24 protein-coding genes and 1 other RNA gene are annotated in these 26,462 nt (G+C 69.1%); 11 read left to right on the top strand and 14 right to left on the bottom strand.

The features are described from left to right. Positions 1–73: 73 nt before the first annotated feature. From trpS to tkt, 12 genes are all read right to left on the bottom strand, one after another. The gene (trpS, locus tag J2126_RS20570) at positions 74–1,108 is read right to left on the bottom strand and encodes a tryptophan--tRNA ligase (RefSeq protein ID WP_209488693.1); all 1,035 of its coding nucleotides are present in this window, start codon (positions 1,106–1,108) and stop codon (positions 74–76) included. Positions 1,109–1,238: 130 nt separating this feature from the next. Continuing rightward, positions 1,239–2,765 (bottom strand): murein biosynthesis integral membrane protein MurJ, encoded by a 1,527-nt coding sequence (murJ, locus tag J2126_RS20565; protein WP_209488692.1) that lies wholly within the window; start codon positions 2,763–2,765, stop codon positions 1,239–1,241. A 164-nt stretch (positions 2,766–2,929) separates the two neighbouring features. Beyond that, complete coding sequence (ftsH, locus tag J2126_RS20560; protein ID WP_209488691.1) at positions 2,930–4,852, bottom strand: ATP-dependent zinc metalloprotease FtsH; 1,923 nt, start codon at positions 4,850–4,852, stop codon at positions 2,930–2,932. A 114-nt stretch (positions 4,853–4,966) separates the two neighbouring features. Next, positions 4,967–6,118, bottom strand: a complete 1,152-nt coding sequence (gene tilS / locus J2126_RS20555; protein ID WP_209488690.1) for a tRNA lysidine(34) synthetase TilS — start codon at positions 6,116–6,118, stop codon at positions 4,967–4,969. Between the two features lie 3 nt (positions 6,119–6,121). Next, complete coding sequence (ybgF, locus tag J2126_RS20550) at positions 6,122–7,078, bottom strand: tol-pal system protein YbgF (RefSeq protein WP_245327499.1); 957 nt, start codon at positions 7,076–7,078, stop codon at positions 6,122–6,124. 193 nt (positions 7,079–7,271) lie between these two features. After that, a complete protein-coding gene (pal, locus tag J2126_RS20545) occupies positions 7,272–7,763 on the bottom strand; it encodes a peptidoglycan-associated lipoprotein Pal (RefSeq protein ID WP_209488689.1) in 492 nt (163 codons plus the stop codon). A gap of 394 nt (positions 7,764–8,157) precedes the next feature. Then, positions 8,158–9,285 (bottom strand): tetratricopeptide repeat protein, encoded by a 1,128-nt coding sequence (locus J2126_RS20540; RefSeq protein WP_209488688.1) that lies wholly within the window; start codon positions 9,283–9,285, stop codon positions 8,158–8,160. Positions 9,286–9,326: 41 nt separating this feature from the next. Continuing rightward, positions 9,327–9,974, bottom strand: coding sequence for a thiamine phosphate synthase (locus tag J2126_RS20535; RefSeq protein ID WP_209488687.1), 648 nt, complete (start codon positions 9,972–9,974; stop codon positions 9,327–9,329). A 129-nt stretch (positions 9,975–10,103) separates the two neighbouring features. Further along, positions 10,104–11,126, bottom strand: coding sequence for a class I fructose-bisphosphate aldolase (locus J2126_RS20530; protein WP_209488686.1), 1,023 nt, complete (start codon positions 11,124–11,126; stop codon positions 10,104–10,106). Positions 11,127–11,348: 222 nt separating this feature from the next. Then, positions 11,349–12,542 carry a phosphoglycerate kinase gene (locus J2126_RS20525; protein ID WP_209488685.1) on the bottom strand — a complete coding sequence of 398 codons (1,194 nt, stop codon included), beginning with the start codon at positions 12,540–12,542 and terminating at the stop codon, positions 11,349–11,351. Positions 12,543–12,563: 21 nt separating this feature from the next. Then, positions 12,564–13,571, bottom strand: coding sequence for a type I glyceraldehyde-3-phosphate dehydrogenase (gap, locus tag J2126_RS20520; RefSeq protein WP_209488684.1), 1,008 nt, complete (start codon positions 13,569–13,571; stop codon positions 12,564–12,566). A gap of 105 nt (positions 13,572–13,676) precedes the next feature. Next, the gene (tkt, locus tag J2126_RS20515; RefSeq protein ID WP_209488683.1) at positions 13,677–15,683 is read right to left on the bottom strand and encodes a transketolase; all 2,007 of its coding nucleotides are present in this window, start codon (positions 15,681–15,683) and stop codon (positions 13,677–13,679) included. A 369-nt stretch (positions 15,684–16,052) separates the two neighbouring features. Here tkt and J2126_RS20510 point away from each other — a divergent pair, with 369 nt between their 5' ends. The 6 genes from J2126_RS20510 to J2126_RS20485 all read left to right on the top strand — a co-directional run bounded on the left by J2126_RS20510 (position 16,053) and on the right by J2126_RS20485 (position 19,377). Then, positions 16,053–16,358 (top strand): DUF4164 domain-containing protein, encoded by a 306-nt coding sequence (locus J2126_RS20510; RefSeq protein WP_209488682.1) that lies wholly within the window; start codon positions 16,053–16,055, stop codon positions 16,356–16,358. Positions 16,359–16,362: 4 nt separating this feature from the next. Then, positions 16,363–16,746: a cell division protein ZapA gene (locus J2126_RS20505; protein ID WP_209488681.1), complete on the top strand. Its 384-nt coding sequence runs from the start codon at positions 16,363–16,365 to the stop codon at positions 16,744–16,746. Between the two features lie 54 nt (positions 16,747–16,800). Beyond that, a non-coding RNA gene (ssrS, locus tag J2126_RS20500) (6S RNA) lies at positions 16,801–16,955 on the top strand. A 31-nt stretch (positions 16,956–16,986) separates the two neighbouring features. Continuing rightward, positions 16,987–17,598, top strand: coding sequence for a 5-formyltetrahydrofolate cyclo-ligase (locus J2126_RS20495; protein WP_209488680.1), 612 nt, complete (start codon positions 16,987–16,989; stop codon positions 17,596–17,598). A 41-nt stretch (positions 17,599–17,639) separates the two neighbouring features. After that, positions 17,640–18,461, top strand: a complete 822-nt coding sequence (locus J2126_RS20490) for a TIGR00282 family metallophosphoesterase (protein WP_209488679.1) — start codon at positions 17,640–17,642, stop codon at positions 18,459–18,461. A 169-nt stretch (positions 18,462–18,630) separates the two neighbouring features. Further along, entirely contained in the window at positions 18,631–19,377 is a 747-nt protein-coding gene (locus J2126_RS20485) for a YebC/PmpR family DNA-binding transcriptional regulator (RefSeq protein WP_209488678.1), read from the top strand. A gap of 91 nt (positions 19,378–19,468) precedes the next feature. On the opposite strand, the gene J2126_RS20480 is transcribed toward J2126_RS20485, so the two are convergent. Beyond that, complete coding sequence (locus J2126_RS20480; protein WP_209488677.1) at positions 19,469–19,909, bottom strand: MerR family transcriptional regulator; 441 nt, start codon at positions 19,907–19,909, stop codon at positions 19,469–19,471. Positions 19,910–20,486: 577 nt separating this feature from the next. Here J2126_RS20480 and J2126_RS20475 point away from each other — a divergent pair. The 4 genes from J2126_RS20475 to ruvA all read left to right on the top strand — a co-directional run bounded on the left by J2126_RS20475 (position 20,487) and on the right by ruvA (position 24,718). Next, positions 20,487–23,045, top strand: a complete 2,559-nt coding sequence (locus J2126_RS20475; protein WP_209488676.1) for an SEL1-like repeat protein — start codon at positions 20,487–20,489, stop codon at positions 23,043–23,045. Positions 23,046–23,115: 70 nt separating this feature from the next. After that, entirely contained in the window at positions 23,116–23,625 is a 510-nt protein-coding gene (ruvC, locus tag J2126_RS20470) for a crossover junction endodeoxyribonuclease RuvC (protein ID WP_209488675.1), read from the top strand. Positions 23,626–23,655: 30 nt separating this feature from the next. Next, positions 23,656–24,087 (top strand): DUF1772 domain-containing protein, encoded by a 432-nt coding sequence (locus J2126_RS20465; RefSeq protein ID WP_209488674.1) that lies wholly within the window; start codon positions 23,656–23,658, stop codon positions 24,085–24,087. 10 nt (positions 24,088–24,097) lie between these two features. Beyond that, positions 24,098–24,718, top strand: a complete 621-nt coding sequence (gene ruvA / locus J2126_RS20460) for a Holliday junction branch migration protein RuvA (protein ID WP_209488673.1) — start codon at positions 24,098–24,100, stop codon at positions 24,716–24,718. Positions 24,719–24,723: 5 nt separating this feature from the next. Here ruvA and J2126_RS20455 read toward each other — a convergent pair whose 3' ends face one another. Next, a complete protein-coding gene (locus tag J2126_RS20455; protein ID WP_209490418.1) occupies positions 24,724–25,254 on the bottom strand; it encodes a flavin reductase family protein in 531 nt (176 codons plus the stop codon). 168 nt (positions 25,255–25,422) lie between these two features. Between J2126_RS20455 and ruvB the strand changes: the two genes are divergently transcribed. Beyond that, on the top strand, positions 25,423–26,454 hold the full coding sequence (gene ruvB, locus J2126_RS20450; RefSeq protein ID WP_029557872.1) for a Holliday junction branch migration DNA helicase RuvB: 1,032 nt from the start codon (positions 25,423–25,425) through the stop codon (positions 26,452–26,454). The last annotated feature ends 8 nt before the right edge of the window (positions 26,455–26,462 follow it).

The following is a 26,462-nucleotide window of genomic DNA, read 5'->3' as shown; positions in this document are numbered from 1 at the left end:
CTCTGCGGCGGGCAACATGCCCCACACTTAGGCGCCGCATCCGGCGCGGGCAAGGCCGCGCCGGCAGTCCCGGTCAGCGCACCATGCCGACGATGTCCTTCACGTCGCGCAGGGTCTGGTCCGCGATCACCCGCGCGCGGTCGGCGCCATCGATCAGAATGGCGTCGATGGCGGCGGGATCGGCCATCAGGCGCTGCATCTCGGTGCCGATGGGGCCGAGCTTCGCGACAGCAAGATCCACCAGCGCCGCCTTGAACGCCGAGAACTGCGCGTTGCCATACTCCACCAGCACCTGCGCCTTGGTGGTGTCGGAGAGGGCCGCGAAGATGCCGACGAGGTTATCCGCCTCCGGTCGGCCCTTGAGCCCCTCCTCCTCGGAAGGCAGAGGCTCGGGATCGGTCTTGGCCCGGCGCACCTTGCCGGCGATGGCGTCGGCATCGTCGGTGAGGTTGATGCGGGAGAAGTCCGAGGGCTCCGACTTCGACATCTTCTTGGAGCCGTCGCGCAGGCTCATCACCCGCGTCGCCGGCCCGGCGATGAGCGGCTCGGTGATGGGGAAATAGCCCTCGCCATGCCCGTTGGCGGCGATGGAGGGGGCAAAGTCCGTGTTGAACTTCTGGGCGATATCGCGGGTCAGCTCCAGATGCTGCTTCTGGTCGTCGCCCACCGGTACATGGGTGGCGCGATAGAGCAGGATGTCGGCAGCCATCAGGGTCGGGTAGGCGAACAGGCCCACGGAAGCGTTCTCGCGGTCCTTGCCGGCCTTCTCCTTGAACTGGGTCATGCGGTTGAGCCAGCCCATGCGGGCGACGCAGTTGAACACCCAGGCCAGCTCGGCGTGACCCGAAACCTGGCTCTGGTTGAACACGATATGGGCCTCGGGATCGATGCCGCAGGCGATGAAGGCGGCAGTGACCTCGCGTGTGTGGCGCTTCAGCTCCTCGGGGTCCTGCCAGACGGTGATGGCGTGCAGGTCGACCACGCAATAGATGCACTCGTGGCTCTTCTGCAGCTCCACGAAGCGCTTGATGGCGCCGAGATAATTGCCGAGATGCAGGTTGCCCGTAGGCTGCACGCCGGAAAATACGCGTTCTGCGACCGCCGCCATGGCGAACTCCCCAAAGAGCGGCGCGCCGCTCGACCTGAATGCGGGCAAAGGCCCGCGAAAGTGAATGCGGCGCGTCATGCCACCTGGTGCGGCAGGGCGCAAGGGCGCGGCCCGTACCGCCCCTGCCCGCTCAGGTGCCGTGCCGCCAGGCACGTGAAACGGCGACCTTCACGCCAAGCGCGCCGGCGCCATAGATGACCGCTCCGCAGCAGATCAGCCCCGTCAGCCGCAGGATGCCGGAAAGCGTTCCCTGCGCCGGCGGCCAGGCCGAAGCGAAGGCATGGACCGCGACGCCCATGGCAAGGCTCGCAGCCGCGAGCCCGGCGGCGGCAAGCAGCGCGGGCACGGAAAAACGCAATGCACCCCGCCGCACCAGCGAGCCGCCGAGGGCGAGGATCGAAGCCAGCGATGACAGCGCCACGGCGCCCGCAGCAGCCAAGGGCCCCAGGGCCCAGGCAAGCGCCGCGGCCGCCGCCATGCAGAGCACGAGGGAGGCAAGCGCGATTCGCTCCGCGACCGTGATGAGGCCCGCCGTGGAGGCGGCGGCAGAGAGAATGCGCTCCAGCCCCTGCGCCGGCAGCGAGGCGGCGAGCACGGCGAGTAGCGCCCCGGTGAGGCGGGCGTCCTCGGCATCGAAGCTGCCGCGCTGGAACAGCGTGACGACGACGGGTTCGGCGAGGACGGCAAGCCCCACCGCCGCAGGCAGAGCGAAGGCGAGCGCCGCGAGCACGGCACGTCCCGCATCGTCCGCCGCTTCGGCCCTCCCCCGCCGCAGCAGTGCGGGCACCAGCACGGCCCCGGCGCTGGCACCGACAAGGCCGAGGGGCAGATCGAGCAGCCGCTGGGCATAGTTCAGCGCCGCCACGGCGCCGGGACTGGCCGAGACAGCCGCGACCACCACGATGAAGCGCAGCTGGCTCAGCCCCGCGAACAGCAGCGCGGGCAAGGCCGCGCGCAGCACGCCGAGCGCACCCCGGAAATCCTGCACCGTCAGAACACGGAACAACGGCAGCGCTGGGCACCCGCGGGCGGCCAGTCGCATCAGAACGAACTGGGCGGCGCCCGCGCCCACCTGGGCGACGACGATGGCGAAGGCGGCCGTGTCGCTTTCCATCAGCCCTCTGGCGAGGAGGACGGCGATGACGCACAGCACGGTGACATTGGCCGCCGCCGGGGCCAGTGCCGGCAGCAGCACCCGGTGGGTGGCATTGGCGATACCCCCGTAGATTGCCGCCAGTCCGGCCAGAGGAACATAGAGCACCACCACCCGGCCGCAGAGAATGGCGACATCCGCCCGCTGTCCGCCCGCCTCGAAGCCCGGCGCCATAAGGCCGATCAGCTGCGGCATGAAGAGCGCGGCCGCAGCGGCAAGGAGAAGGAGCAGGCCGCAGAGCAGGAGCAGGGTCGCGCCGGCGAGCCTTCGGGGTGCGGCCTCATCGTCGCCCGCCCGCGCGAGGGCCGGAATGAAGGCGAGATTGAAGGCCCCCTCCGCCAGAAGCCGGCGCGCCAGCAGGGGCAGCGCCATGGCTGCCGCGAGCGCATCCGCCACCGGCCCCACGCCCAGCACGGCGGCCGTGGCCGCGTCCCGAGCGAAACCCAGAACACGGGACGCGAGCGTTGCCGCCGAGACGAGAGAGGTGCGGGCGAGAAGGGACATGAGAGAGGCTATGCCCTGCTCGGACCAAGCTGTCGATGGGGTCCGCGCCCGTCCTCCTCTCGGCCGCGCGCGCCAAAATCAGGCACCCCCGGGCGCCCTGCCCTGATACCGGCCAGAACGAAAAACGCCCGCTTGCGCGGGCGTTTTCCTAAGGTGGTCCGTTCTCAGGCCTGGGGCTGGGGCTCCACAGAGCCGCCGGCACCGCCCGGACGCGGGCGCTTGGTGGTGGGAATGGCCGAGCCGCGCGGGTTCGACGGCTCGATCACGCTCTCCCGGTTCGGCGTCTTGCCGTCGAGGAGGTCCACGATCTCCTCGCCCGACAGAGTCTCGTATTCGAGCAAGCCGCGCGCAAGAGCCTCGAGGTCATCGTACCTCTCGGTCAGGATGCGCTTGGCCTCGGAATAGCCCTCATCCACCAGTCGCCGGACCTCCTTGTCGATGGTCTGCGCGGTGGCCTCGGACACATTCTGGTGGCGCTGCATGGACATGCCGAGGAACACGTCCTCGTTGTTCTCGCCATACGCCACCTGACCGAGGAGGTCGGAGAAGCCCCAGCGCGTCACCATCATCTTGGCCAGGCGGGTCGCCTGCTCGATGTCGGAGGCGGCGCCGGACGTCACCTTGTCGTGGCCGAACACCAGCTCTTCCGCGACACGGCCGCCCATCATGATGGCGAGGCGCGAGGTCATCTGCTCATAGCTCATGGAGAGCTTGTCGCGCTCCGGAAGCTGCATGACCATGCCGAGCGCGCGGCCGCGCGGGATGATGGTGGCCTTGTGGACCGGGTCGGTGGCCGGGACGCTCAGCGCCACGATGGCGTGACCGCCTTCGTGGTAGGCGGTGAGCATCTTCTCTTCCTCGGTCATCACGAGGGAGCGACGCTCGGCGCCCATCATCACCTTGTCCTTGGCGTCCTCGAACTCGGACATGGTGACCATGCGCTTGTTGCGCCGGGCCGCCATCAGCGCCGCCTCGTTGCAGAGGTTGGCGAGGTCCGCGCCGGAGAAGCCGGGGGTGCCGCGGGCAATGGTCTTCAGGTTCACGTCGGGGGCGACGGGAATCTTGCGGGCATGCACCTTCAGGATCTGCTCGCGGCCGACCACGTCCGGATTGGGAACGATGACCTGGCGGTCGAAGCGGCCCGGACGCAGCAGAGCGGGGTCAAGCACGTCGGGGCGGTTGGTCGCGGCGATAAGGATGATGCCCTCGTTCGCCTCGAAGCCGTCCATCTCCACCAGCAGCTGGTTGAGGGTCTGCTCGCGCTCGTCATTGCCGCCGCCGAGGCCGGCGCCACGGTGGCGGCCCACCGCGTCGATTTCGTCGATGAAGATGATGCAAGGCGCATTCTTCTTCGCCTGCTCGAACATGTCGCGCACGCGGCTCGCGCCGACGCCCACGAACATCTCGACGAAGTCGGAGCCCGAGATGGTGAAGAACGGCACGTTGGCCTCACCCGCGATGGCGCGGGCGAGCAGCGTCTTGCCGGTGCCGGGGGGGCCGACGAGCAGAACGCCGCGCGGGATGCGGCCACCGAGGCGCTGGAACTTCTGCGGGTCGCGCAGGAATTCCACGATCTCGGTGAGGTCGCTCTTGGCCTCGTCGATGCCGGCCACGTCGTCGAAGGTCACGCGGCCATGCGCCTCGGTGAGGAGCTTGGCGCGGCTCTTGCCGAAGCCCATGGCCTTGCCGCCGGCACCCTGCATCTGGCGCGACAGGAAGATCCACACGCCGATCAGCGCGAGGAAGGGCAGCCAGGACAGAAGCAGGCTCACGAACCAGGGCACGTTGTCCGACGGGGCGCGCGCGGTGATCTGCACGCCCTTGCCGTACAGGCGCTGCACGAGCGAGGGGTCGTTCGGCGCGTAGGTCTGGAACGAGCCGGAGCGGTCGGAATAGGTGCCGGTGATGTTCGGCCCCTCGATCACGACCTCGCGCACCTTCCCGGCGTCCACGTCGTTGAGGAGCTGCGAGAAGGAGATTTCGTTCGCGTTCGTGCGCTGACCCGGGCTGTTGAACAGCGAGAACAGGGCCAGCAGCAGCAGGACGATGATCACCCAAAGGGCGAAATTGCGTAAATTGGCGTTCATTGAACCCTCGTGGGGACAGAAGGGCGGCCCTGCTTCGACGCCTCACCATACGGAAGGTATACCTCCGCACCGCGCTGCTGCCGGTGGAACCTCCCGCACCGTCCAGCGGCTAATTTAGGTGCGAGGCCCCGACTTGCCAAGGACAGGAGCCTTTTCCGCACTTGAATTCGTCGCGATCCTTGCGGCAAGGCGCCGGGGAGGTGCGGTGGATACGAGCACCTGCCCCTTTCGGACGGTCACGCTGGCGCCCGCAAGGGTGCGGCGAAATGGAGCAGGCGCCAGCGCCAGCGCAGCCAGTACCGCCTCCAGCAGAAGCTCGAGCTTGGCGAGTTCCACCGGCCCTTCTCTGCCCTGCGTGGCGACCAATCGGCCGAGAAGCCGCAGGGCGATTTCCTCGGGCAAGGCCGCGAAAGCGGAACCGCTGATCGCGCGGCCGGATTTCTGAACGGTAACAAGCTCCGCCTCCGCCCGGTCCGTGGCCGCCTCAAGCGCCGCGTCCGCGCGGGCGACCCGACGGGCAAGGCGGCTAAGACGCCGCGCATCGAGCCCCTCGCGCGCCAGCGCGGGCGCAAGCGCCCTAAGCCGCGGACGGGCAAAGCGGGCGTCGAGGTTGGACGGATCGCTTGCATAGACGAGCCCGGCCGCATCGAGCGTCGCCAGAAGACGCGCCTTGGGCAGGTCGAGGAATGGCCGCAGCAGCACGAGCCCGCCACGGGTCGTCTCGGCGCTCATCCCGGCAAGGCCGGCGAGGCCGGAGCCGCGCGCCATGCGGAACAGCACCGTTTCAGCCTGGTCATCGCGTGTATGAGCCAGCGCGAGGGCCGAGGCCCCCACCCGGCGCGCCTCGGCGGCAAGCAGCCCGTAGCGCGCCTCGCGGGCCGCTTCCTGCAATCCATGGTCCGGCTTGTCGCCCTGCCAGGGCAAGGTGCGATGGGGCAGCTTGAGCGCCCCCGCCAAACGCGCCACCTCCGCCGCCTCCCCTGCCGAGGCCTCCCTGAGGCCATGGTCGACCGTCGCCGCGAAAAGCCGGGGCCCGCCTGGGGCTCGGTCCCGCCAGCGCGCGGCGAGATGCATCAGAGCTGTCGAATCGGGGCCGCCGGAGATGGCGATCAGGATGGCCGCATGGCTGGAGAAGCGGGCGAACAGCAGGTCCAGCTCACTGTCCGCAATGGCGGAGCCGGGCTCGGGCGCGATGCTTTCGGCAACACCCGGGGGGACAGGCGATCCGGATGTCCCGCGCGAACGGTCTGCGGGGTCCCTCGCCATGCCTCAACAGCCGACGCGCTTCTGCTCGCGCTCCACGGCCTGCCGGATGGAGGAGGCGGTGCGGGGATACTTGCGATCCACCTCCTGGAAGGTGGCGCAGGCGGTCTCCTTCTCGCCGAGGCCGGCGAGCGACTGGCCGAGGCGCAGCAGCGCCTCGGGTGCGCGGGCGGAATTCTGGTACTTGGTGGAGACTTCGAGGAACGAGGCCGCCGCGTCGGAATAATTCTGCCGCAGGAAGAGGCTCTCCCCGAGCATGAAGGTCGCGTCGGCGATCAGGCGATCGTTGGGCGAGGCCTGGATGATCTGCCGGAACGTCTGCTCGGCACCGGCATAATCCTGGCGCTGAAGCTGGGACTGGCCGGCATCGTACAGCTCACGCACCGTGGCGCCGGCGGATGGCAGCGCCGCGACCTGCTGGCCCGTGGAGGCGCGCACGGGCGCACCCTCGACTGTGCGCGACGGAGGCGCGGCGCTCCCGGCCGAGCCGAGCGGCTGCGGAGCGCCCGGCGCGGCGGGGTCCATATTGGGATCGAACGCGTCCGAGCGACGCGCGGGCGCGGCGGGGGAAGCCGACGGGCGGCCGGAGGGAAGCAAGGCCGGGGCCGGCCCCGGCCCTGCGGCGGGAGACGCGGCTGGAGGCGCCGAGGGACGGCCACCGCCGGCCTCTTCCAGCCGGCGCACCTGCGCCTCCAACTGTTGGTTGCGATACTGGAGTTGCTCGACCTGGCCGGTGAGCTGGCGCAAGGTCGATTCCAGTCGCTCCATGCGGCCTGTCAGCTCGGGGTCCTCGCGCGGGGCCTCCTGCACGGGCTGGGGCGGCTTGAAGAGGTTGCCGAAGAGGTTGCCGTCGTTCTGCGCCGCCGCCGGCGCCGCCGTGCCAAGGGCCGCAGCGAAGGCGATGCCGAGGAGGACGGCGTGGGTGCCGACAAGAACACCGACCGGGCGCAGGCGCATCTTCATGAGACTTTTGCTTGAGGCTGGTGGTGAGGATCGCGGCCGGAAACGTGCCGGCTCGGGCAAAGAGACTTTACCCCGGCGATCGCGTCCAAAGTGTGACCCGGCAATGGCTTGGCGGCACAGGCCGCCCGTCCGGCGCCACACGCGCGAAGGCCGGCACCCGTGGGTGCCGGCCTTCGGGACGTGGTCATGACACTCAGGCGCCGCCGCCGTTCAGCACCGTCACCGCGCGTCGGTTCTGCGACCAGCACGAGATGTCGTTGCACACCGCCACCGGCCGCTCCTTGCCGTAGGAGATGGTCCGCATGCGGGCCGGGTCGATGCCGCGGGACGTGAGGTAGTCCCGCACGCTCTGGGCGCGCTTGGCCCCCAGCGCGATGTTGTATTCGCGGGTTCCGCGCTCGTCCGCATGGCCTTCGATGGTGAAGGTGTAGCGGTTGTACTGCTGCAGCCACTGGGCCTGACGGTCCAGGGTGGCACGCGCCTGCGGGGTGAGATCGGTCTGGTCGCTCTCGAAGAATACGCGATCGCCGACGGCGACCACGAACTCCTGAGGGGAACCGGGAGGGCCACCCGCGCCGCCGACGCCGGCATTCTGGTTGGGATTGTTGGCGCACGCGGCAAGCGCCAGCGCGAAGCCGAACAGAGCCGCGAACCGGAAGCCGCGAGCAAGGCTGAGGAAACGCATCCGGTAACTCCCTTCTAAACGCTGCACCGGAGGCTTCGGGTCTAAAGCCGTCCGGTTAAGCGAACGTTCCGTGCGCGGCTGACGGGCCGCTCCGAGGGCCGAAAACAAGCGGGTACGGGCAATTCCCGCTCGCCATGGTTTCCGGGCCGTTATCGCCACTCCTCCGGATCCGGCAGCTCGCATCATCCCGCGCGCCAAGCAGGCGCGGGCGGTGGCGAGAGGCTGTCCCGAAGGGCCGGGAGAGGTGTCAACCCCCGTCCGGCGCGTCCTTCACTGATGCCGCGACGTGGCGTCATCATGGCGCGGAGGTGCAGGGGTGAAGGCAGAGCGAGTGTGGCTTGGGGCGTTGCAGAATGGCCACAGCCATCGTCACGCGGTGCCGTGCGGCGTCCGGTCAGGCGCGACCGGCTTCCCAGCGGGCGGCCTGGGCCTGAGCCTTTTTGCGATCGGCCTCGGGAAGCTTCGCGACCACCTCGTCCAGCATGGGATCGCCAAGGCCCCGGCTCTTCGCGACGAGGTGCCAGGCCGCCGCCTGCACCTTGTCCTGCGCGACGCCCCGCCCCACGGCGAGCAGCCGCGCATAGCGGTTCTGGGCGATGGCATTGCCGGCCAGCGCCGCCTTGCGGAACATGGCGGCCGCCGCGGCCTCGTCCTTCGGCACGCCGGTGCCGTTGAACTGCATGATCGCGAACTCCACCTGCGCCGTGACGTGGCCGAGCCGCGCCGCCGCACCGATCATGCGGGCCGAGGCCGCGATATCCTTGTCGACACCGTTGCCTTCCTTCAGCAGCACGCCGAGGGCGTACTGGGCGTCCTCCACGTCCTTGGCGGCGGCGATTTCGAACCACCGCGCGGCCTCGGACGGCTCCTTGGGAATCTTCCGTCCCTGGAGGTAAAGCAGGCCGAGATTGTAGGCGGCGCCCGCGCTACCCTTCTCCGCAGCCTGTCGGAACAGCTGCGCCGCCGCCGGCTCGTCCATGGGGACGCCCCGGCCGGCGAGCGTCATGTTGCCAAGAGCGAACAGCGCGGAAACTGACCCGGCGTCCGCCGCCTTGCGATACCACTCGACGGCCTTCTTCGGGTCCAGCGGCACGCCGAGGCCTTCCGAATAGAGCTCGCCGAGCAGCGTCATGGCGGCCGGATCGTTAGCCGCGCGGGCACGCTTCAGGGCCTCGTTGAAGGCGGAGATGTAATAGCCGCGCTGGTATGCGCCATAAGCGAGATCGCCGGTGCCGCCCGGGGTATCCAGGCTCGGATAGCTGATCTGCTGGCCCAGCAGGGGCATGGGCGCAGGTTCGCGCGGACGCTGGGCCGCCTTCGGATCGGACTTTGCCGGCTTGTTTCCGGATTTCGCATCCGGCTTTGGATCGGGCTTTGGATCGGGCTTGGGCTTTGCCGCCGGCTTGGGCGCGGCCTGGCCGGATGGGGCAGCCCCGCCGGTGGACTGCGCAAAGCTGAGGGATGGCAGGGCGGCAAGCGTCGCGCCCAGGGCGGCGGCGAACAGCACCGCGCGGAAAGGCATGGCTTCACCCGGCCAGCGGCGCGGAGCGCGGAAACACCACGTCATTGCGCGTCTTTACCCGCGTCGGACGCACCCGCGGCAAGGCGCGCCTGCACGGCGGCGACCGCCTTCGCCGGTCCCCCCGCCGACGCCAGCAGCGCTTCGGACACGGCGACGAAATCGGCTCCGGCTCCGGCGAGCGCGCTCACCTCGTCGAGGGTGGAGGCGACACCGACGCAGGGCACCTCGAACAGTTCGGCCCACCAGCCCACCAGATCGAGCACGCGAAAGAAATCCCCGCTTTCAGGGGCGAGCGGGCCAAAGGCGACGTAATCCGCGCCGCTCTCGCCCGCGACCATGGCCTCGTGGCGCGTGACCAGCCCTCCGGCTCCCACGATGGCGGCGGGCTTCAGCAGCCGCAGGGTCGCATCGAGCGCCGGTCCGGCGGCGACGTGGACGCCATCCAGGCCAGCGGCAGCGACGAGGCCGTCCGGGCCGTCGAGAAGCACGGCCACGTCATGGCGCTGCACCGCTCCGGCAATCTCCGCGAGCCGCGCGGCATCGACCGTCTCGCCCGGCGCCACGCGCAGAACCACGCACGCCACATCGCCCGCGCGCACCGCCGCCTCCACCGTGCGCGGGTCGAGCGCGGGCGTCAGGGTGAACACGAGCATGAGGCGGGCGCCGGGGGCGGGCGGAGGATTGGCCATGGGTCTGATCGGTCTGCCAAGAAATCGGCGAATTGGGGGCACGGACGCGGAATGTCCTCGGCTTTCGCCAGACCATAAGAAAAGGGCCGGCGCAAGCCGGCCCCTCCCTATGGGTGATGTGCCTTACGCTCAGGCGGCCTTGCGCTCGTCCTCGGGCGACCACTTGCCGAGGGCCGCGAGAGAGTTCATCTGCGCCCGGTGGGCGAAGGCGGCCTGGGCCTTGGCGACGTTCTCGGGCTTGCCGGCCCATGCCTTCTGCGGCGCGGCCTGGAGGGCGCGGCCGTAGGAATAGGTGAGCTTCCACGGCAGGCCGCCGAGCTTCACCATGGCATCGAGATGGGCAGTGGCGTCCTCGTCGGACTGGCCGCCGGAAAGGAAGGCGATGCCCGGAACGGCGGTGGGCACGCAGGCCTTGAGCACGCGCACGGTCTTCTCCGCCACCTCGGCCACCGAGGCCTGCGCCGGGCTCTTCTTGCCGGGCACGATCATGTTGGGCTTGAGCACCATGCCTTCCAGGCGGACGCGCTGGTAGTACAGCTCCTCGAACACCGTCTTCAGCGCCCATTCGGTGACGCGGTAGCAGGTGTCGATGTCGTGGGCGCCGTCCATGAGCACTTCCGGCTCGACGATCGGGACGATCTTCGCCTCCTGGCACAGCGCCGCATAGCGGGCGAGCGCGTGGGCGTTGGCGCGGAGCGAGGTGTAGGACGGGATGTGCTTGGTGGTGTCGATGTCGATCACTGCACGCCACTTCGCGAAGCGGGCGCCGAGGTCGTAATACTCCTTGAGGCGGCCGGCCAGGCCGTCGAGGCCCTCGGTGATGGTCTCGCCCGGGCAGAAGGGCTGCGGCTTGGCGCCGGCGTCCACCTTGATGCCGGGGATGGCGCCGGCCTTTTCGATCAGCGAGACCAGCGTCGTGCCGTCCTTCGCCTTCTGGCGGATGGTCTCATCATAGAGGATGACGCCGGAGATATAGTCCATGCCCTGCGAGCGGAACATCAGCTCGCGGTAGTCGCGACGATTCTCCTCGGTGGATTCCACCCCGATGGCATCAAACCGCTTCTTGATGGTTCCGCCGCTCTCGTCTGCCGCGAGGATGCCCTTGCCGTCGGCCACCATTTTCTGCGCGATCGCGTCGAGCTCCGCCGTCATGTTCTTCACCTGCCTTGTTGCCGCCCCTCGGCGGACATGGACACCGGAGCGTGGCACTCCGGCATATTGGAGGTCGTGGCACGCCCGGAACGCAGCGCGCCTGTAGCGCGGCAGCAAGTCCGGAAGCCGGCACCGGGTTCCCGACCGGTGCCCTACCCGAAAAGCGCCCGCCGCGGAGGCCGGGCGGGCGCAATTCTCGTCATTTTGTTCCGCAGCGCAACATCAGCGCCGCAGGGCCTCCACGCCCGGAAGCGCCTTGCCCTCGAGCCATTCGAGGAAGGCACCACCGGCCGTCGAGACGTAGGAGAAGCGATCCGCCGCGCCGGCGTGGTTCAGCGCCGCCACGGTATCGCCGCCGCCCGCAACGGAAAGCAGCTTCCCGTTATGGGTGAGATCGCCCACATAGCGGGCCACGGCCACCGTCGCCGCATCGAACGGGGTCAGCTCGAACGCGCCGAAAGGCCCGTTCCACACCACCGTCTTCGCCCCGTCGAGCTTCTGCTTGACGATCGCGACCGTCGCCGGCCCGGCGTCCAGCATCATCTCGTCGTCCTTCACGTCATCGACGCTGGCGACGCGGTGCGCGGCATTGGCCTTGAACTCGGTGGCGACCAGCGCGTCCACCGGCAGGACGATCTCGCATCCGGCCGCCTTGGCCTTGTCCAGGATGTCCCGCGCGATATCGCCCAGGTCATGCTCGCAAAGCGACTTGCCCACCTTCTTGCCGAGAGCCGCGAGGAAGGTGTTGGCCATGCCGCCGCCGATGACGAGGATGTCCACCTTCCGCACGAGATTGCCGAGCAGTTCGAGCTTGGTGGACACCTTGGAACCGCCGACCACGGCGAGAACCGGGCGCTGCGGGGCCTCGAGGGCCTTCGTCAGCGCCTCGATCTCGCTTTCCATGGAGCGGCCGGCATAGGCCGGCAGCTTGTGGGCAAGCCCCTCGGTGGAGGCGTGCGCCCGGTGGGCCGTGGAGAAGGCGTCGTTGACATAGACGTCGCCGAGGCTCGCGAGAGCCTCGATGAAGTCCGGCGCGTTCTTCTCCTCGCCCGCATGGAAGCGGGTGTTCTCCAGCACGATCACCTCGCCGGAGGCGAGGCTGGAGACGGCGCTCTTCGCCTCGTCTCCCACGCAGTCGCCGACGAAAGCGACCTTGCGGCCGAGTTCGCCTTCTAGCGCCTTGGCGACGGGGGCGAGGGACTGGGTCTCGTCGCGGCCCTTGGGCCGCCCGAAGTGCGCCAGCAGGACGACCTTGCCGCCCTTGCCGGTGATGTCCCGGATGGTGGGCAGGATGGCCTTGAGACGGGTCGCGTCGGTGACGCGCCCGCTCTCCATGGGAACGTTGAGGTCGACACGGACGAGGACCCGCTTGTCGGCGAGGTCCGCGGCGTCATCGAGGGTGCGGAAGGCGATCATGATGGCGCCCCCTTTTCCCGGTCAGCCCAGCTTGCCCATGGCGACGGCCGTGTCGCTCATGCGGTTCGAGAAGCCCCACTCGTTGTCGTACCAAGACAGCACGCGCACCAGCGTGCCTTCCATGACCTTGGTCTGGTCCAGGTGGAAGGTCGAGGAGTTGGGGTTGTGGTTGAAGTCGATCGACACGTTGGGCTGGTCGGTGAAGCCGAGGATGCCCTTCAGCTCCTGCGCCGCCGCGGCGATGATCGCCTCGTTGATCTCTTCCTTGCTGGTCGCGCGCTTGGCGACGAACTTCAGGTCGATCACCGAGACGTTGGGCGTGGGCACGCGGATGGACGTGCCGTCCAGCTTGCCGTTCAGCTCCGGCAGCACCAGGCCCACCGCCTTGGCGGCGCCGGTGGAGGTGGGGATCATGGACATGGCCGCAGCGCGGGCGCGGTAAAGGTCCTTGTGCATGGTGTCCAGCGTGGGCTGGTCGCCGGTGTAGGAGTGAATGGTGGTCATGAAGCCCTTCTCGATGCCCACGGCATCGTTGAGGACCTTGGCCACGGGGGCGAGGCAGTTGGTGGTGCAGGAGGCGTTGGATACGACGAGGTGCTCATTGGTGAGCTTGTCGTGGTTGACGCCATAGACCACCGTCAGGTCCGCGCCGTCGGCCGGGGCCGAGACCAGCACGCGCTTGGCGCCGGCGGTGAGGTGCGCCGCAGCCTTGTCACGCGAGGTGAAGATACCGGTGCATTCCAGCGCGATGTCCACGCCCAGCTCCTTGTGGGGCAGCTCGGCGGGGTTGCGCACGGCGGTGACCTTGATGGGGCCGCGGCCCACGTCGATGGTATCTCCGGCGACCTTGACCTCGCCGGGGAAGCGGCCGTGCACGCTGTCGAAGCGGAAGAGGTGGGCGTTCGTCTCCACCGGGCCGAGGTCGTTGATCGCCACCACCTCGATGTCGGTGCGGCCCGATTCGATGATGGCGCGCAGCACATTGCGACCGATGCGACCGAAACCGTTGATGGCCACCTTGACGCTCATGTTGGGTCCTCCTGAGCCGGCTTTAAGCCCGGCCTCGCTGAATTGAGATGGGCGCCTGCGGATGATCCGCGACGCCGTTCCTTCGCGCCCGCCGTGCGCCGAACCTCAGGCCTGCCGGAGCTGGTCGAGCGCGCGCGCCGCGACCGCCTGGGCAGTAATGCCGAAATGGGCGAAAAGCTCCTTTGCGGGCGCGCTGGCGCCGAACGAGGTCATTCCCACGAAGGCGGCATCCGAACCGACGATGGCGTCCCACCCCATGCGGATAGCGGCCTCAACCGCGACCTTGGCCGGAGCGTCCCCGATCACCTTTGCCCGCTCTGCGGCAGGCCTTTCGAGGAACAGTTCGAACGAGGGGATGGAGACGACGCGGGTGGGTACACCCTGCGCCTCCAACAGCTTGGCGGCTTCCACCGCCAAGGACACTTCCGAGCCGGTGGCGAACAGGCTCGCCTGCGCCGGCCCGGACGCAGCGAGGATTTCGTAAGCGCCCTCCGCCGACCGGTTCTCGGCGGTGGCATCGGAGCGCAGCAGCGGCAAGTTCTGGCGCGAGAGGATGAGCGCCGAGGGCCTGTCGGTGGACTGTAGCGCAATCTGCCAGCATTCCGCTGTCTCCACCGTGTCGCAGGGACGCATCACGAGGAGATTGGGAATGGCGCGCAGGGCGGCGAGGTGCTCCACCGGCTGGTGGGTGGGGCCGTCTTCGCCCAAGCCGATGGAATCGTGGGTGAGCACGTGGATGACCCGCTCCCCCATCAGGGCCGCAAGGCGGATGGAGGGGCGGCAATAGTCCGAGAACACCATGAAGCCGCCGGAGAAGGGGATGAGCCCCTTGTGCAGCGCCATGCCGTTCATGGCCGCGGCCATGCCGTGCTCGCGCACGCCGTAATGGATGAACGAGCCGGAAAAGTCGTCCGGCGTCACGGACTTGGCGCCCTTGGCCTTTGTGTTGTTCGAGCCGGTGAGATCGGCGGAGCCGCCCACCATCTCGGGCACTGCCTGGGTGATGAAGTCCAGCACCAGCTCGGACGACTTGCGGGTGGCGATCGCACCGCCGTCCTTCACCGCCTTCTCCTTGGCGGCAACGATGGCACCTTCCAGGGCCTGGGGCAGCGTGCCGGCGACCCGGCGCTCGAACTCGCTGCGCTCCTCGGCCGGGCGGGCCGCGAGGCGGGTGTCCCAGGCCTCGCGGGCAGCGCGACCGGCGGCACCAGCCGCGCGCCAGCCGGCGAGTGCGTCCTCCGGCACCACGAAGGCCGGCGCTTCCCAGCCGAGGGCGGCGCGGGTGGCGGCGATCTCCTCGGCGCCCAGCGGCGAGCCGTGGACCTTCTCGGACCCCGCCTTCTTGGGGGAGCCGAAGCCGATGGTGGTGCGGCAGGCGATCAGGGTCGGACGGTCGGAGGCCTTGGCGGCCGTAAGGGCTGCGAGGATCGCCTCGGGATCATGCCCGTCCACCGACGCCGTGGCCCAGCCGGACGCGGCGAAGCGCGCGAGCTGGTCGGTCGAGCCGGAGATGGAGGTGGGGCCGTCGATGGAGATCTTGTTGTCGTCCCACATGACGATGAGCTTGGACAGCTTCAGGTGGCCGGCGAGATCGGCCGCCTCCTGGCTGATGCCCTCCATCAGGTCGCCATCGGAGGCGAGGACGTAGGTGTAATGATCCACGACGTCCGCGCCGAAGCGGGCGGCGAGCAGGCGCTCAGCCATGGCCATGCCCACGGCTGTGGCGATGCCCTGCCCGAGCGGGCCTGTGGTGGTCTCGATGCCCTCGGTGACGAAATTCTCGGGGTGGCCGGGCGTGAGAGAGCCCATCTGGCGGAAGCGCTTGATCTCGTCGATGGTCACCTTCTCGTATCCGGCGAGGTGCATCACCGAATAGAGCAGCATGGACCCGTGGCCGGCGGACAGCACGAAGCGGTCGCGGTCCGGCCAGAACGGGCGGGAGGCATCGTACTTCAGCACCTTGGTGAACAGCACGGTCGCAATATCCGCCGCGCCCATGGGCAGGCCCGGGTGACCGCTGTTCGCGGCCTCGACCGCATCCATTGAGAGAAACCGGATGGCATTGGCCAATCGGTCGTGACTCGTGGAGCGGTCGCTTATGCGGCTGGACATATTCCCGTTTCTCCGGTGCCGGCGCTCTGGGCAGCCGGCCGGCTAGAGGCACTCAGGGGGGACATGGTCCAATGCGGCGGAACGGGCTTCAGCCCCTGTCCGAACCGATGGACCCTAGCCTTCGAGGCGCCTTGTACCAAGGCTCGCCGCGCTGTCAAACCTGCCCCGTCCCCTCACGTCAAGCCAGCGCCCGCCCCGCCGCCCGCGCCGCATCGTCGCGGCAACGCAACAATGCCATGCGCCGAGGCGTGCCGCAGATCGACCTTGCAGGCAGGGGTTGCAGGTTGCCACCCGACGCCATCGCATTCATGTTGACAGACTGGAACGAGCGGCGTTCCGCTGCTCGGCCGACTCGGCTAAAGTTCGCTCATGTACGCGCTGAAGCAACGCCCGCCGCTGCAGGATGCCCCCATCGAGGCGTCGACCCGGCGCCTCCACGCCGCGCTCGATGCGCTCACCGACGCCATCGATCGCCGGCGCGATGCTGATCGCCATCAGGAGGCGCTGCTGGCCCAGCTGCACGCCCTTGGGAACGACCGCGCCCGGCTCGCCGCCGAGCTGGACGTGGCGCAGGCGGAGGCCGGCGAGGTCGAGGAAGCCGGCCGCGAGATCATCCGCCGCCTCGACGTGGCCATGAGCACCATCCGCGACGTGCTCGCGACCCACGGCGGCTGACGAGATGCCTCACGTCTCCGTCACCATCGCGGGCCGGCAATACAGGATGGCCTGCGACGAGGGGCAAGAGGAGCACCTCATCCGCCTCGCCCGCGATATCGACGAGCGCATTACCCAGCTGCGCGGCGCGTTCGGCGAGATCGGCGACCAGCGGCTCGTCGTGATGGCCGCCATCACCATCGCCGACGAGCTGGCCGGGGCGCGCGGGCGCATCCGGGCGCTGGAAAGCGACATCGAGAGCCAGCGCGACGCCCGCGCCTCCGCCATGGCCCGCATCGAGGCCAGCGAGGAGGAGGTCGCCCGCACCATCGATGCGGTGGCTGAGCGCATCGAGCGCCTGGTGGCCGAACTCGCGCCGAAGGAGCGCGGAACGGTGGGGATGGGCTGAGGCGCCGGATCGAAGGGGCTGGCGCCCAACCGCTTTCGTCCCTACATTGGTGAGGCGGGGCTGCGGGGCTCGTTAGGAGACTTTTCCCCGGGGCCTTATCGATCCTTAAGGGAGCTGTCCCTGACCTCGCCTCTGGGCTTGGACACACGGCGCCCACCTACGCTGTAGGTTTCCCGGGATCGACCTCCGACGGCTTTTGTGGCTCCGCACTCTTCTTTCTATCGACGCGTTCAGATTGACATGGCCTCCGCAGATGCGGCCGGCGCGACGCTGGCTGGCGAAAAGAAACGCCTGCGCCTCGTCGCCCTCGGCCGGCGCGCGGCGATGGGCGAGAATGCCCGCCGCGCCGCGTCCGAGGCCGCGGCCCTCAATGCCGTCGCCGCGCTGGGCGACGTGACGGGCCGCACCATCGCCCTCTTCTGTGCCTTCCGCGACGAGATCGACACCGTCCCCCTGGCCGAAAAGCTGCGGGCCCGCGGCGCGCTGCTCGCTTTGCCTGTCATCCTCGGGCGCGGCGAGCCCCTGCTCTTCCGGCGGTGGCGTGCCGACGACGTGCTTACGCCGGCTGGCGCCTTCCGCATTCCGGAGCCGCCGGAGGAGGCCGGCGCGGTCATACCGGACATCCTGATGGTGCCCCTCGCCGCCTTCGACCGCAGAGGCCACCGGATCGGCTACGGGGCTGGCTTCTACGACCGCACCCTCGCCCGGCTGCGCGCCGAGCGTCCCGTGCGGGCGCTGGGCTATGCTTTTGCGTGCCAGGAGGTCGAAAAGGTATCCGCTGAACCCCATGACGAGCCGGTGGACATGATGATAACGGAGAGGGAAGCTTTCAGCGTGACGGCGCGGCCCTGACGCCCGCCCGCTGCCCTTCGTTCGTGTTGCCGGAAGAGTTCATGCGCATTCTGTTTCTTGGCGACGTCGTCGGCCGCTCGGGCCGCGAATGCGTCGTGTCGCATTTGCCGGGCCTCGTCGCCCAATGGTCGCTCGATCTCGTTGTGGTGAACGGCGAGAATGCCGCCGGCGGCTTCGGCATTACCGAGGCGATCCATGACGAACTGCGCGCCGCCGGCGCCGATGCCATCACCCTCGGCAACCACGCCTTCGACCAGCGCGAGGCCCTGGTGTTCATCGAGCGCGCCCCGGCTTTGGTGCGGCCGCTGAATTATCCGCCCGGCACGCCCGGGCGCGGGGCCACTCTGGTGGAAGCGCGCAACGGCGCCCGCGTGCTCGTGGTCAACGTGATGGGCCGCGTCTTCATGGATCCGCTGGACGATCCCTTCGCCGGCCTCGACAGGGCGCTGGACGGCGCCACGCTGGGCGAGATGGTGGATGCCGTGGTGGTGGATGTGCACGCCGAGACCACCAGCGAGAAGCAGGCGATCGGCCATTTCTGCGACGGCCGCGCCTCCCTCGTGGTGGGCACCCACACCCACGTCCCCACCGCCGATTACCGCATTCTCTCCGGCGGCACGGCCTACATGACCGACGCCGGCATGTGCGGCGCCTATGATGGGGTGATCGGCATGGACAAGGAGGAGCCGCTGCGGCGCTTCACCCGCAAGCTCGCGTCCGGCCGGTTCGAGCCGGCGGCAGGACCGGCCGCGCTCTCCGGCGTCGCGGTCGAGACCGACGACCGCACCGGCCTTGCGGTGAAGGTGGCGGCCGTGCGCATGGGCGCGGGACTCGAACCCTCCCGTCCGACCTTCTGGGATTGAGCCCCTGCCTTAGCGGTAGAAGAAGCGTGGCATCGTTATGCTGCACCCGCTTCCTTGCCCTTTTCCCTTTGGCCCGCCTATAAGGCCCGCTCCAGTCAACAGGATCGGTCCGGGCGGCGCCGCTGATGCGGGGCGCGGGGCGGGTCCGCACAACGGGACGGTGGCGGCCATGGCCGGGCATTCACAATTCAAGAACATCATGCACCGCAAGGGGCGGCAGGACGCGATGCGCTCCAAGCTGTTCTCCAAGCTGGCGCGCGAGATCACGGTCTCGGCCAAGATGGGCCTGCCCGATCCCAACATGAACGCGCGCCTGCGCGCCGCCATCCTCGCGGCCCGCGCCGAGAACATGCCCAAGGACAACATCGACCGGGCCATCAAGAAGGCGGCCGGGGCGGACACCGAGAATTACGACGAGATTCGCTATGAGGGCTACGGCCCCGGCGGCGTCGCCGTGATCGTCGAGGCGCTCACCGACAACCGCAACCGGACCGCCTCCGAAGTCCGCTCCTACTTCACCAAGTCGGGCGGCAACCTCGCCGAGACCGGCGCGGTGTCCTTCATGTTCGACCGGGTGGGGCGCATCGAATATGCCGCCGGCAAGGCGGATGCCGACACCATGATGGAAGCGGCCATCGAGGCCGGCGCCGACGACGTGACCTCCAGCGAGGATGGTCACGAGGTGATCTGCGCAGCCGAGCAACTGGCCGAGGTGCAGCGGGCTCTGGAGCAGAAGTTCGGCGAGCCGAGCAAGGCGGCGCTGGTGTGGCGGCCACAAAATTCCGTGGCGGTGGACGACGAGACCGGCGAGAAGCTCATGCGCCTCGTCGAGACGCTCGAGGACAATGACGACGTGCAGACCGTCACCGCCAATTTCGAGCTGTCCGATGCCTTGCTGGCGAAGCTGAGCGCCTGATCCCGCGCCCGCTTTGAGATCGAACGCCCGGCAAGACCGGGCGTTTTCCATTCGAAATGTCCAGAGGCGGCCTGCGCCGCCTCCGTCCAGCTCAGGCCGCGAAAGCCAGGGCCATGGACTTCAGCTCGGAGATGGCGGTGTCGATCTCGCCGCGCTGACGCTCCAGCTGGGCGATCTGCGACAGGCAGCGATCGCGCGACAGGGAAAGCTCGCTCTCGCCGCCCTCATGGGCCGCCACCAGCGCCCGGATCTCCGCCAGGGTGAAGCCGAGGTGCTTGCCCTTCAGGATCACCGCCAGACGCTTGCGATCGGTTTCGGAATAGAGCCGGGTCATGCCGTCGCGGCGGGGCGAAATCAGGCCCTTGTCCTCGTAGAAGCGCAGGGCCCGCAGGGTGATCCCGAACTCGCGGGAGAGGTCGCCGATCGTGAAGACCACGGCCTCGCGATAGCCCTCACCAGCCGGGTGAGCCTGCGCCGGAGCGACGGTGTCCAGCCCGTGGTCGAACGACTTCTCGAACGTGTTGGCGTCCATGCCTCAATTCCCCTTATCTCGATCCCGTCCTGGCGCGGACGGGGTGCCGGTAACGACGTGCTTATGGACGCAGCGCCCCCACGCACCTGAGTGCGTTCCCCCGGGGACGGAACCGGCTCTCTCGGGTGGGCTGGATGACCCAAGCCGGATCCCGAGGTGCCGCTGCGCCACTATGCGTACCGCCATGCCGGCACGATGGGGAGGTTCTCGGGGCTACCGTAGGGGAAAGTAACAGTTACAAGTCTGCAAACTCAGATAGTTAGATGGGGCACGTTCAGGGCCCTCGCCATGGCATCCAACGTCCTCAAGTTGCCGCTGCGGCGGGTGCGACGCTGGTTAGGTGTCCGTAGCGGCACGCTAAACGGCCCTGAAGGCGGAGCTTGAACACACTCCTGGATTGTATTTCCGGCCTGTAACGCCCTGCCGGCGAACGAATGGCGCTCGACCCCTCTTCCGTCTTTGGCCGCAGGATTAACCGGCGATTTACCTTGATCCGAAATTCTGTGCCGAAGACATCACCGAATCGGGGCGCGGTACTTTGACACCTCAAAGTCATTTGTCGCCCCGGGAGGCCGGAATGGAGCGTTTTGAGCGCACGGCCCGGACGCGCGCAGGCTTCGAGGCCCACCATGGCTTCGATCCCCATGCGCAGGCCGATCACCCCGACGTCCCCGCATGGGACGTCTTTGATCTTCCCGCGTCGGCGATCGAGGCCCTGCGGGGTGAAATCGGCATTCTGCGGGAACGTCTCGCGACGGCTGCGCCCAAGCGCGCCGTGACCGAGATGGACCGCGCAATCACGCTTCTTGCGCGCCGTGTGGACGACCTTCGGGAAGCCGGCGCGACCCGCGACGGTTCGGATCAGGCGATCCTCGCCGAGCTCACTTCCATCCGCGACAGCCTCGGCCAGATGGGCCGCAACGAGCGGTCCACCGAGCGCTTCAAGGTGGTCGAATCGGGCATCGATGCCCTCGGTCGCAAGATCGAGCTGCTCGGCGCCCGCGCGGTGGACCCGGTTGAGGTCGCCCGCCTGCAGAGCCAGATGAACGAGATGCGCGAACTGGTGCAGCGCCTCGTCAGCGGCGGCCAGGGCCAGGACGCCATGGCCAAGCTCGCCCAGCGCCTCGCGGCCTGCGCCGAGGGTGTCGCCCTCGCCGGCGAGCAGGCGGCGCGGCGGGTCACCGATGCGGCCGTCGATTTCGAGCGCAATGCCGATGCCCTGCTACAGCGCTTCGCCGAGGTCGAGGCGCGCGGCCGCGCTGACGATGCGCAGGCGACAGAGCACCTTCGGTCCTCGCTCCTTGAAGCCGTGAACGGCGTCCAGGCGCGGCTCGACCGCATGTCCGGACAGATCGCCGACCAGGCGGCGAGCGTCTCACCCGCGCTTGGCCTTGAAATCTCCCAGCGGCTGGGCGCCCTCGCGGCACGCCTGACCGCGGCCGAGGAAAGCGGCAGGGCGGAGCACCCCATCGTCGACACGATGGAGCGTCATCTGTCCGGCCTCTCCGAGCAGTTGCGCCAGGCCCAGGAGCGGCTCGGTCGGCTGGACGATATCGAATCAGGCCTGCGCCGCCTGAGCGAGGAAGTACGCCACGTGCGCGAGGATACGCGCTCCGTCGCCTCCGAGGCCGCCTCGGCCGTGGCCGCCAAGGTGTCTGACCATCCGGACGGCGCCGCCGTGCTCGGGCTGAAGCGCGGGCTTGCCGCCCTTGAGGCGCGTCAGGACGAGATGGAGCGCCGGGCCGGCGAGCTTTATGGCGCCGAGCTTGAACAGCAGCTCGAAGGTATCTCCGTCTCCCTCGCCCAGGCGGGTGACGGCACCTATGCCCCGCGCACCGCTCCCGCGCGGGCGCACGACGGCGACGATGAGGACGCTGCGTATCGGGATGTCACGGATCAGGCGGCCGGATATTACCGGGAACCGTTCTTCGAGGAGGCGACGCTCTCGCACGCGGATGCCGCAGCGCCCCATCCGCAACCCTACGCTGCCGAACCCCAATCCGCCCAGCCTCACGCCGCCGACGCCCACGCTGCCGCAGCCGAGGTCGATCCGCTGGAAAGCGCCTTGCGTGCGGCGGCGAGCGACGTTCCGTGGCCCCGTCCGAACCGGCGCGTCGACTGGGGCACCCCCCCATCCTCGGCCAAGGAGACGGACGAAGAGCGTCCCCGTGTCGAAAAGCGCAGCCGGAAAACCGAAAAGACCCGGGAGCGCCGCCCTCAAGGGGCAAGCGTCTTCGCCAGCTTGTTCGCGCGGCGCCGTCACATCGCCATGGTGGCGCTCATCGCCGGCGCGACCACCGTCTTCACCGGCCTCAGCGTGGGCATGGCCGTGCGCAGCGGTCCCGAGCTTGTCACGAGCCTGACGGATACGCTCCGCCGGCTGGCCGCGCCAGCCGTCGCCGGGGTCTCCCCCACCGAGCTGCCGCCGGCCATCGGGCCGTCCGCTTTGCAGATCGCCGCCCGCGCGGGAGATCCGGCGGCCGCCTTCCTCGTCGCCGGCCGCTATGCGGAAGGACGCGGGACGGACGCGGACCTCGACGCCGCCACCAAATGGCTCGGCTATGCGGTGCAGCGCGGCTCCGCCCTCGCCGCGCTCCGGCTCGGCGCGCTCTATGAGTCCGCCGGCAAGGACATGGGCGAAGCGCGGCGCTTCTACACCTGGGCGGCCGAACAGGGGAACGTGCGGGCCATGCACGCGCTCGCCATGCTCCTGTCGGAAGGCACCCTGCCCGGCCTCAACGGCCAGCCGGACTGGGCTGGCGCGCTCAGGTGGTTCCGCGCCGCCGCCGACCTCGGGCATCGCGACAGCCAGTACAATCTGGGCGTCATCTACGCCCGTGGCCTCGGCGTAAGCGCCGATGCGGCGGAAGCGTGGAAGTGGCTCGATCTCGCTGCCCGTCAGGGCGACGAGGACAGCGCCCGCAAGCGCGACATCCTGAGTCGCGACGCGGATCCCGCCTGGCTGGCCAAGGCGCAGCAGGCGTCCGCCACCTTCGTTCCCGCGACGCCGGTGGCTGCCGCCAACATGGTGACGGTCAAGCCCGAGTGGCAGGAGCAACCCGCGGACGTGGTGGCCAACGCCGCCCCGGCCAAGGTCGCGACCCGCGTCGCGAGCTCCGCCGGCACCACCCGCTGACCGTGCGGCGCGGGATGCCGGTCCACGGCATCCCCTTTCCCCCGCCCGGCCGGTGGCGCACCTTCCCGCCATGAACCTGAACGCGATTCGCATCCTCGGCCTCGACCCCGGCCTGCGCCGCACGGGCTGGGGCGTCATCGACGTGCTGGGCTCGCGGCTGTCCTTCGTCGCCTGCGGCACCATCCTTCCGCCCGAGACGGGCGAGATGGCCGAGCGGCTCGCCGCCCTGCATCGCGGGCTGGTTGACGTGCTCCTGCGCTTCGCCCCGGCCGAGGCGGCGGTGGAAGAGACGTTCGTGAACATGAACCCGTCCTCGACCCTGAAGCTCGGCCAGGCGCGCGGGGTCGTCATGCTGGCGCCCGCCCAGATGGGCCTTCCGGTGGCGGAGTACGCGCCGCTGCTGGTGAAGAAGAGCGTGGTCGGCGCCGGCCGAGCCGAGAAGGCGCAGGTGCGGATGATGATCGGCATCCTCTTGCCCAAGGCGACGCCCGAGACCGACGACGCCGCCGACGCGCTCGCCATCGCCATTACGCACGCGCACCATCGCGGCGCGGCTGCGCGTGCGCGCGCGGCGCTGTAAGCTCGCCGGCGGCCCTCAGGGATGTTCGCCATGATCTATGGACAACTGGCGCTCGTGACGGCGGCCGTCTTCACCGGCGCCGCCTTCTATATCAATGCGGTCGAGCAGCCGGCGCGGCTGATGCTGCCGGACCGCGCGGCGCTCGCCCAATGGAAGCCGGCCTACCGGCGCGGCTTCGCCATGCAGGCAACCCTCGCGCTGGTCGGCGCGCTGCTCGGCGGCGCAGCGTTTGCCACCGATGACGACTGGCGCTGGCTCGCCGGCGCGGTGTTGATGCTCGCCAACTGGCCGTTCACGATGGTCGGCATCATGCCCACCAACCGGGCGCTGATGGGCGCGCGGGAGGAGGAGGCCGGGCCGGACACCCGCCGCCTCATCGCCAACTGGGGGCAGTTGCATATGGTGCGCACCGGCCTCGGGGCGCTGGCCACCTTCGTCTTTTTCATCGCAGCCACGGGCTGAAGGGTCGCACATGATCGGCAAGCTCAAGGGCGTGGTGGACGAACTCAACGAGGACCACGCCATCATCGACGTGCACGGCGTCGGCTATCTCGTCCACTGCTCCGGCCGCACGCTCTCGGCCTTGCCAAGGGCCGGCGAGGCGGCGGCCCTGTTCATCGAGACCCATGTGCGGGAAGACGCCATCCGCCTGTTCGGCTTCGCCTCGGCGGCGGAGCGGGACTGGTTCCGGCTGCTGCAGGGGGTGCAGGGCATCGGCACCAAGACGGCGCTGGCGGTGCTTTCCACGCTCAGCGCCTCCGAGCTGACGCAGGCCATCGCGCTGGGCGACAAGACGACAGTCGCGCGCGCCCCCGGTGTCGGGCCACGGGTCGCCACCCGCATTATCACCGAGCTGAAGGACAAGATGCCGGGCTTCGGCACCGGCTCGGTCTCCCTCGCCGACCTCGGCGGCGCCGCGGCCGCTGCGCCGGTCGCCGGTGGCGCGGCGGCAGATGCAGTGTCCGCGCTCGTCAATCTCGGCTATGGGGCGCCGCAGGCCAACACCGCCATCGCCGCCGCCCTGCGCAGCGCGGGGGAGGATGCGAAGACCGAGACGCTGATCCGGCTTGGGCTCAAGGAACTGGCCAAGTAGACGGCTCAGGGCATGCGCGAGGCGATCTTCAGTTCTTCGCCATCGACCGAGAAGGTGCCGTAGCCGCGATGGTGAATGGTACGCGGCGCCTTCTGCGCCGGGTCGCGCCACGCCTTGACCACTTCCAGCACGAACAGGTTGAAGCGGTTGACGAGCCGCGTCTCCACTACGCGGCATTCAAGGTTGGCGAAGCACTCCGCCACCAGCGGCGCCTGAACCAGCGCCGCAGGAACGGGCGTGAGCCCGACGGTGGAGAACTTGTCCACCTCTTCGCCGGAGCAGTTGCCCACGGCCACCACCTTCTCCGCCAGCGCCACGGCGGGAATGGCGATGACGCATTCCTTCGTGGTGCGCAGTGCCCCGAAGCTGAAATCGGCGGAGGAGACGATGCAGGCGATGAGCGGCGGGGTGAATTCCACCATCATGTGCCAGGACATGGCCATGACATTGGCCCGCCCCCGCGCCGCCGTCGTGAGCAGGACCACCGGCCCCGGCTCGATCAGCTTGTAGACCTCCGCGAGCGGAAGCTCCTTCATGGCACGGCCCATGGCGACCTCCTGAACTGAAGGCGGCAGGTTTCCACGTGCGGCTCGCGCCCGCATTAATCCAGATCACGCCGGGCCGGACCGTTCCCCTTCCGTACCCGGCCGGCAGGCACTACAGTCGCGCGAGTCGCTGGTCCCGAGGCGCGCAAGGCTCTCGTCATGAACACCCGCCTCCTCTCCGGCGAAAAGCGCGGCGATGATGCCGCCGATTCCACCCTGCGCCCGCAGCTCCTGTCGGAGTTCGTGGGTCAGGCGCAGGCGCGCGCCAATCTGGAAATCTTCATCAAGGCGGCGCGGGCACGCGGCGAGGCTCTGGACCATGTGCTGTTCGTGGGGCCGCCCGGCCTCGGCAAGACCACGCTGGCGCAGATCATGTCGCGCGAGATGGGCGTGGGCTTCCGCTCCACCTCCGGCCCGGTGATCGCCAAGGCGGGCGACCTGGCCGCCATCCTCACCAATCTCGAAGAGCGCGACGTGCTCTTTATTGACGAAATTCACCGCCTCTCCCCGGCCGTGGAGGAAATCCTCTATCCGGCCATGGAGGATTACGAGCTCGACCTCGTGATCGGCGAGGGCCCCGCCGCCCGTTCGGTGAAGATCTCGCTGCCGAAATTCACGCTGGTGGGGGCCACCACCCGCTCCGGCCTGCTGACCACGCCGCTGCGCGACCGCTTCGGCATTCCCGTCCGGCTCCAGTTCTACACGGTGGAGGAACTGGAGAAGATCGTGGTGCGCGGGGCGCGGGTGATGGGCATCGCCATCGCGCCGGACGGTGCCACCGAAATCGCCCGCCGCGCGCGCGGCACCCCGCGCATCGCCGGGCGACTGCTGCGGCGGGTGCGCGATTTCGCGCTGGTGGCCGAGGCGGAGCGGATCGACCGCAAGATCGCCGACCGCGCCCTCCTTGCGCTTGAGGTGGATGCCGCCGGTCTCGATGCCATGGACCGGCGCTACCTAACGGTGATCGCTGAATTCTACGGCGGCGGCCCAGTGGGCGTGGATACGCTGGCCGCAGCCCTTTCGGAGCCGCGCGATGCCATCGAGGAAATCGTCGAGCCCTTCCTTGTGCAGCAGGGCTTCATCCAGCGGACCCCGCGCGGGCGGATGCTGACCGGTGCCGCCTTCCGTCATCTCGGTCTCGCCGAACCACCGTCCGTGAAGCAGATGCCGCTGTTCGACGAAGGCGACTGAGCGGCGGT

This window comes from Xanthobacter flavus, from assembly GCF_017875275.1.
Classification (GTDB): Bacteria; Pseudomonadota; Alphaproteobacteria; order Rhizobiales; family Xanthobacteraceae; genus Xanthobacter; species Xanthobacter flavus_A.
The sequence above is the reverse complement of the archived record's forward strand: the minus strand, read 5'-3'. Positions and strand labels throughout refer to the sequence as shown.